The sequence below is a fragment of the Streptococcus sp. CM6 genome, from assembly GCF_000526095.1.
GTDB lineage: Bacteria > Bacillota > Bacilli > Lactobacillales > Streptococcaceae > Streptococcus > Streptococcus oralis_BW.
Window position 1 is genome coordinate 1 of the sequence record NZ_JATS01000022.1, and the last position, 1423, is coordinate 1423.

The following is a 1423-nucleotide window of genomic DNA, read 5'->3' on the forward strand; positions in this document are numbered from 1 at the left end:
AATACAGCCATTCAAGCTGAAAATGAAGCGATTAAGCAACGTAACGCCACTGCAAAATCGACTTATGAAGCAGCGGTGAAGAAATACGAAGCAGATTTGGCGGCAGTTAAGCAAGCAAATGCTACCAATGAAGCAGACTACCAAGCTAAGCTAGCCGAATACCAGACGGAATTAGCTCGCGTTCAAAAAGCTAATGCCGATGCAAAAGCAGCCTATGAAAAGGTTGTTGAAGACAACAAGGCAAAAAATGCTGCACTCCAAGCTGAAAATGAAGAAATCAAGCAACGTAATGCCGTGGCTAAGACAGATTATGAAGCTAAGGTTGCAAAATATGAAGCAGATCTTGCCAAGTATAAGAAAGATTTCGCAGCTTATACTGCAGCACTCGCAGAAGCGGAGAGTAAAAAGAAGCAAGATGGTTATCTTTCAGAACCAAGATCACAATCGTTGAACTTTAAATCAGAACCAAATGCAATACGAACAATTGATCCATCTGTACATCAATATGGGCAGCAGGAATTGGATGCTTTGGTAAAATCATGGGGGATTTCGCCAACAAATCCTGATAGGACAAAATCTACAGCATATTCATATTTCAATGCAATCAATTCGAATAACACTTATGCAAAGCTTGTATTAGAAAAGGATAAACCAGTCGATGTTACCTATACTGGTCTAAAAAATTCAAGTTTTAATGGTAAGAAAATTTCAAAAGTAGTTTACACTTACACATTAAAAGAAACAGGTTTTAACGATGGAACCAAAATGACTATGTTTGCCTCGAGTGATCCAACTGTGACAGCATGGTATAATGATTATTTTACTTCTACAAACATTAATGTAAAAGTCAAGTTTTATGATGAAGAAGGTCAACTTATGAATCTCACAGGAGGATTAGTTAATTTTTCATCTCTAAATAGAGGTAACGGTAGTGGGGCAATTGATAAAGATGCAATTGAAAGTGTTAGAAACTTTAACGGTCGATATATTCCAATTTCTGGTTCATCTATCAAGATTCATGAAAATAACTCTGCTTATGCAGATTCATCAAATGCAGAAAAATCGCTAGGGGCTCGTTGGGATACATCGGAATGGGATACAACCTCTAGTCCAAATAATTGGTACGGTGCTATTGTCGGTGAAATAACTCAATCGGAGATTAGCTTTAATATGGCTTCTTCTAAAAGTGGAAATATTTGGTTTGCTTTCAATTCAAACATTAATGCAATTGGGGTTCCGACGAAACCTGTTGCACCAACAGCTCCAACTCAACCAATGTATGAGACAGAGAAACCATTGGATCCTGCTCCAGTAGCACCAAGCTACGAAAATGAGCCAACTCCACCAGTTAAGACTCCAGATCAACCAGAGCCATCAAAACCAGAAGAGCCAACATATGAGACGGAGAAACCATTGGAACCAG

Annotated in this window: 1 protein-coding gene; it reads left to right on the forward strand. The window is 38.5% G+C overall.

The window, feature by feature from the left end; all coding sequences use genetic code 11:
- On the forward strand, positions 1-1423 hold a 1423-nt coding region (locus tag HMPREF1516_RS08245; RefSeq protein ID WP_033606299.1), incomplete at both ends, for a GbpC/Spa domain-containing protein.